At 69.8% G+C, this 5,827-nt stretch carries 4 protein-coding genes and 2 pseudogenes; 5 read left to right on the forward strand and 1 reads right to left on the reverse strand.

The features are described 5' to 3' along the window. Positions 1-17: 17 nt before the first annotated feature. The gene (locus tag STRIP9103_RS02005) at positions 18-1,625 is read right to left on the reverse strand and encodes an FAD-dependent oxidoreductase (protein ID WP_009295692.1); all 1,608 of its coding nucleotides are present in this window, start codon (positions 1,623-1,625) and stop codon (positions 18-20) included. A gap of 161 nt (positions 1,626-1,786) precedes the next feature. On the opposite strand from STRIP9103_RS02005, the gene STRIP9103_RS02010 reads away from it, so the two are divergent. The 5 genes and pseudogenes from STRIP9103_RS02010 to STRIP9103_RS02035 all read left to right on the forward strand — a co-directional run. Continuing rightward, entirely contained in the window at positions 1,787-2,605 is an 819-nt protein-coding gene (locus STRIP9103_RS02010; RefSeq protein WP_009295696.1) for an SDR family NAD(P)-dependent oxidoreductase, read from the forward strand. Positions 2,606-2,976: 371 nt separating this feature from the next. Further along, positions 2,977-3,339 (forward strand): transposase, encoded by a 363-nt coding sequence (locus STRIP9103_RS02020; protein WP_009295694.1) that lies wholly within the window; start codon positions 2,977-2,979, stop codon positions 3,337-3,339. Beyond that, a pseudogene (locus STRIP9103_RS53365) lies at positions 3,336-3,908 on the forward strand (DDE-type integrase/transposase/recombinase); the annotation flags it as partial. The gene STRIP9103_RS02020 and the pseudogene STRIP9103_RS53365, both read left to right, overlap by 4 nt. 79 nt (positions 3,909-3,987) lie before the next feature. Further along, positions 3,988-4,842 (forward strand): annotated as a pseudogene (locus STRIP9103_RS02030) (transposase); the annotation flags it as partial. A 680-nt stretch (positions 4,843-5,522) separates the two neighbouring features. Next, positions 5,523-5,827: reverse transcriptase N-terminal domain-containing protein (locus STRIP9103_RS02035; RefSeq protein ID WP_199790504.1), on the forward strand; the 305-nt coding region annotated here is incomplete at its 3' end.

Below are 5,827 nucleotides of genomic sequence, written 5' to 3' on the forward strand. Positions count from 1 at the left end.
CGAGTTCCCGACAGGCCCTAATCCCGGGCCGGCTCCACGGACAGCGCGTGCCGGAAGACCCCTTTCGGGTCCCAGTGTGCCTTCGCGCGTCGCAGCCGGGGGTAGTTGTCCTTGTAGTAGAGCGTGGACCAGGGGACGCCGGAGGTGTTCCACTTCGGGTCGGCGAGGTCGGTGTCGGGGTAGTTGATGTAGGAGCCGTCACTCACCTCGTCCGGCACGGGTACCCCGCCGGTGTGGGCGTAGACCTCGCGGTACAGACGCCGGATCCAGTCCAGGTGGTGGGCGTCCTCGTCCGGCTCCCGCCACGTCGTCACGTACAGCACCTTCAGTACGGCGTTCCGCTGGGCGGTGGCGGTGGCGTCCGGCGCCACGGCGCGGACCGCGCCTCCGTAGGACATGAACTGCACACCGGCGCCCGGGTTCGCGTACCCCACCCCGCTCAGACCCTCGTAAAGCGCGTCCAACTGCCGGTCGGTGTAACCCTTGAGTAGATACGCGGCCTTGCCCTTCCACCGTGAGCCGGTGTCGGGCAGCCCCGCCTGGAGCACCGACTCCAGCCACGGTCTCGTACGCACCGTGCACGCGGGGTTCAGCCCCACCCCCTCGTCGAGCGCGTCCACGTACGCCCGCAACAGCCGCCGCGCGTCCGGGACCGCGGCATCCATCTGCGTACTCGTCAACAGCACGCCTGAAGCGCGGTGCAGAACGTTGAGGACGCTGTAGAGGGAGGCGTACGGCGAGTCGGGCGCGCTGTTGCGCTCGTGCCACTGGGCGTGGTTGCGCATGAGCCGACGGAACCGCTGCCCGCTCATGTCCTGCCACGGCCAGGTCACCAGGCTGTCCAGCACCGCCGCCGGAGGCCGCGGCAGCAGGCCCGAGGGGCCGGTGCCGGTCGTGTCGACCGACCGCAGCCAGTACCGGGTCACCACCCCGAACGTGCCGCCGCCACCTCCCGTGTGCGCCCACCACAGATCGCCGAGTTCACCGTCGTCCTCCCGGGTCGCCACCACCCGCCGGGCACCGCCCGACGCGTCGACCACGACAACCTCGACCGCGTGGAGGAAGTCGACCACGCACCCGTGCCGACGGGTCAGCGCGCCGTACCCACCGCCGACGATGTGTCCGCCCGCCGCGACGCCGGGGAACGCACCACCGGGTACGGTCACCCCCCACCCCTTGTAGAGCGTGCGGTAGACGTCGCCGAGCAGAGCCCCTGGTTCCACCGCGAAGGCGCCCATGCCGGGGTCGTAGTACACCTGGCTCATTTCGGACATGTCCAGAAGGAGGTCGGTGTCGGGACCGTCCACCAGACCGTCGAGGCAGTGCCCACCGCTGCGGACCGCGAGCCGCAACCCGGCGTCGACGGCCTCCTGCACGGCCTCGAGGGTCTGCTCGGCCGAACCGACGACACGTATCAGCCGCGGGCTGCTGGTGAACCGATGGTTGGCCCCTCTGACCAGGTTCGAGTACCGGGCGTCCTCGGGGGTGATCCACACCGGCTCCAACGCCGGGCGGCGGTGGGCGGCTTCGGTCCTGGGCGGGCGGTGGCCCGCGCCCTCGGTCGTCGGCGGGCAGCCGGGCACGCCCTCGGTCACCGGCGGGTGCCGTCGGTCGGCGTCGGTCATCTCTCACCCTCTTCTCGTTCCTGCGGCCCTCCGGGCCGGTCGACTGTGGCCTGCCCACCTCACCGGAACCGCCTCGAACCCAACTGGTACGCGGCTGGAATCCAGCGAGAGTGCTGCTGCTTCGACCGTGATTCGAGCGACTGGGCATACGGTCCGGCGCCATGACCGACAACAGCGCCATGACCGACAGCAGCGCAGAGTCACCCGAGCCTTCCGACACCCCTGCGGCACCCCCGGAGGACAGGGCCGTCGTCGTCACCGGCGGCGGTACCGGCATCGGCAGGGCCGTCGCCCACCGGTTCGCCGAGGAGGGCGCTCGGGTCCTCGTCGTGGGCCGTACCACCGCCACCCTCCAGGAGACCGCTGCGGACAACCCCCGGATCCGGACGCTCACCGCGGACATCACCGCACCCGATGGTCCGGACACGGTCGTCGAGACGGCCTTGGAGCACTTCGGAAGACTCGACATCCTGGTGAACAACGCGGCCATCGGCATCCGCGGCCCCCTGAACGCCCTCAGCCCCGCCGACATCGACGCCCAGCTCACCACCAACCTGCGCGCCCCGCTGCTACTGACCCGCCGCGCGCTCGCGCCCCTGGAGGCGAGTTCCGGCACGATCGTGAACATAGGCACCGCGGGTTCAGTCGGCACCAAGGCCTGTCCCGATCTGTCGGTCTACGGTGCCACCAAGGCCGCCCTGGACCTCCTGACCAGGACATGGGCGGTGGAGTTTGCACCCCGCGGCATCCGAGCGGTGGCCGTGGCGCCGGGCGTCACCGACACGGGCGTACCCCTCCGCAACGGCTGGACCACCGAACAGTACGCGGCGTTCCTCGCCGATGCCCGCATCCGCATCCCCTCCGCCCGCATCGGCACCCCCGACGAAATCGCCTGGTGGGTAACCCGCCTCACCGACCCCCTCGCCGGCTACGCCAACGGCACCGTGCTCGTCGTGGACGGAGCTCTGTCCCTGCGGTGACGTCCGGAGGAGGCGACGTCGGATGCAAGCGGAACGCCTCCGCCTCCGCCTCGGGCTGCCGTTGCGCCCCACCCCGGACAGGGCGACCTGGTACGCCGGGGGCGACGACGGGCTCATCACCTGCGAAATACCAGTGCGGGAAACGCTCGTCGTCGAGCATCTGGACGTCGGGCCTGACGCAGAGGCTGGCCACACCGCCGACGTACAGAAGGTAGCCGGCACCCGCTTCCCCCGAATGCCTTGATGACGCGGCGGGTTCCTTCCGCCTGGCGGTAGAAGACGGTCGGGTCCGGCGTGTGGCCCGCGGCGAACGCGGACATGAGGTTCCCCTCCTGCTGTGGAGACCGTGACCGGAGGGATGGTTGGGGGTCATGGCATCCGGGAAGCGCGTCTACGACGCCGAGTTCCGCGAGGGAGCGGTACGGATCGTGACGGAGACCGGAAAGCCGGTTCCGGAGGTGGCCGAGGATCTGGGCATCCATCCCGGGACGCTGCACAGCTGGGTGGCGCGGGCGCGGCGCAACGGGTCGCCGTCGTCGGACCGGCCGGTGGCCGAGCCGTCTGGTGGCCGGCTGCGGGAGAGCGAGCGCGCCGAGCTGGAACGGCTGCGGGCCGAGGCCAGTCAGAAGGACAAGCGCATCCGCGAGCTGGAGATGGAGCGCGATGTGTGCAAGCGATTCGTGGCCTTGTGGGTGAAGCAGCTGAGGCGGACCCGGCCGTCGCGGTCGGGGTGATCGGCAGCTGCAAGGCCGGGCAGAAGATTCCGTACCGCACCGCCTGCCGGGTGCTGGGGGTGTCCGAGTCGTGGTTCTACAGGTGGTGGGATCGTCCGCCGACCGCGCGTGAGGTGCGCCGGCAGCAGCCGGCCGAGGAGATCGAGGAGGTCTTCCATGCCTCGGGCGGCACCTACGGCTCACCGAAGGTGTTCATCGAGCCGGCGCGCGGAGGCCGGCGAGTATCGGTGGACACGGTCGCGAAGGTCATGGCCGAACTCGGGCTGGCCGGACGGACGGTGCGCCGCCGCCGGCCGCTGACGAGGCCGGGCAGGCGGCCGGCCGCCCCGGACTTCGTGCGCCGGGACTTCACCGCCGCAGAGCCCGGTCTCGTCTGGGCGGGCGATCTCACCGGGATCGAAACCGGCGAGGGCAAGCTGTACTTGGCGACGGTCATCGATCTCTTCTCCCGCCGCCTGCCCGGCTACGCGATGGCCGAGCGGCACGACGCCGACCTGGTCGTCGCGTCCCTGAACATGGCCGCGGCCACCCGCGGCGGCGACGTGCGCGGCGTGATCATGCACACGGACAGGGGCAGCGAGGGCGGATTCAATCGGTCGTTGCAACACCTCGTCCCCGGAGGTGTTGATGGGCAGGCCGGCAGGGTGGATGGCGGCGTTGACCGGGCGGTCGCCGATGAAGTCCCCGGGTGCGCCGGCGCTTCGACGGGAGATCGAACGTCAGTTCTGGCGAGAGATCGCGAACGGGCTGCTCGCCGAGGAGGCGGCAGCTGCAGTCGGCGTATCCCAGGCAGCGGGTTGCAGATGGTTCCGGCACGGTGGCGGCATGCCGACCTTCATGCTCGCCCCGCTCACGGGCCGCTATCTGTCGTTTGCGGAACGCGAAGAGATCGCCCTGATGCAGGTCCAGGGCGCCGGGGTTCGGGAGATCGCCCGTCGGCTCGGTCGCGACCCGGCGACCATCTCGCGGGAGTTGCGACGCAACGCGGCCACTCGGGGCGGGAAGCTCGAGTATCGGGCGTCGGTCGCGCAGTGGAAGGCCGGTCTTGTGGCTCAGCGTCCCAAGACAGCGAAGCTGGCCGCGAACGACCGGCTGCGGGACTACGTCCAGGAAAGGCTCTCGGGCCAGGTCAGCCGCCCGGACGGGACGGCGCTGGGGCCGGAGGGCACGGGGTGGAAGGGAAGGAACAAGCCGCACCGCGGCGACCGCCAGTGGGTCATGGCGTGGAGCCCGGAGCAGATTGCGAACCGGCTGAAGGTCGACTTCCTGGATGATGAGTCCATGCGGATCAGCCGCGAGGCTATCTACCAGGCCCTGTTCATCGAAGGCCGGGGAGCGCTCAAGCGCGAGCTCGTCGCCTGCCTGCGCACCGGCAGGGCCTTGCGGGTGCCCCGGGCCCGATCCAAACGGAAGTCATGGGCCCACGTCACGCCCGAGGTACTGATCAGCGAGCGGCCAGCCGAGGCCGACGACCGAGCCGTACCGGGACATTGGGAGGGCGACCGTGCGACACGAAGCCGCACGAATTTGAGTGGACTGACCGATTGGAGAGGCAGTTGATGAAGCTGTAGGTGCGGTCACGGGTCCGTGTCCGTATGGCCCGTCCCCGCCTCTGACGTGCGATGCCGGTAACGGCGTGGTGCGAAGCTCAGGAGAAAGCCCAAGGGCTCCCGTTCCATCCGGGAGTGACAGGCAAGGGGAAGACCGGACGGGTGAACGCAAGTGAACTCCCGATGATGCCTCGTGATCCCAAGCCCCGCCGATGGAAGGTTGCAGTGGGGTGCAAGGCTGGCCGCTGAGAAGCGGCAGGGGCTGGCCGGCAGAGGTCACTCCGGCCAGGTGGACACCGCCGCCTCGGGAAAAAGGGAGTCCCCCTCGATTGTATCTCATTCGTGTGGAACGTGGAAACCCCGCTGGGGTCCGGGCCTTCGTGGCCCGGTCGGCCGACCGCGAGGAAGGCTCAACTCCCCAGCGGGAACAGGATGGCCCAAGAAGCCAATGCCGGAAGCCGAAAGGAAAAGGGAACCCGGGGCAGCATGACTGGCTTCTCCGCCGGTCGTCCCCGCATAACCGTCCGGATACGGGTGCACTGCCCGGACCCGAAAGGGTGCTGACGTGGGCCAGGTGAGCCTGTGCGGACTCACTGGACAAGGACGACGGAACTGAGGGACAAGTTGGACACCATGACGGACACGGACGGACCGGCCTCGGCCGCTCCGTCCGCTGCCGCGACGGTGAACGGACCCGAGGACGAAGACCTGGACTGGGCGTCGGTCGACTGGCGCCGGGTCGAGGAAGACGTACGGCGTCTGCGGCAGAGAATCTTCACGGCATCGCAGGCAGGGGACCTGAAGAAGGTCCGCAACTTGCAGAAGTTGATGCTCCGGCCCCGGTCCAACACGCTCCTGAGCGTGCGGCGGGTCACGGAGATCAACGCGGGACGCGCGACGGCGGGAGTCGACGGGAAGGTGGTGCTGATGTCCCAGTC

The organism is Streptomyces ipomoeae 91-03, from assembly GCF_000317595.1.
GTDB lineage: Bacteria > Actinomycetota > Actinomycetes > Streptomycetales > Streptomycetaceae > Streptomyces > Streptomyces ipomoeae.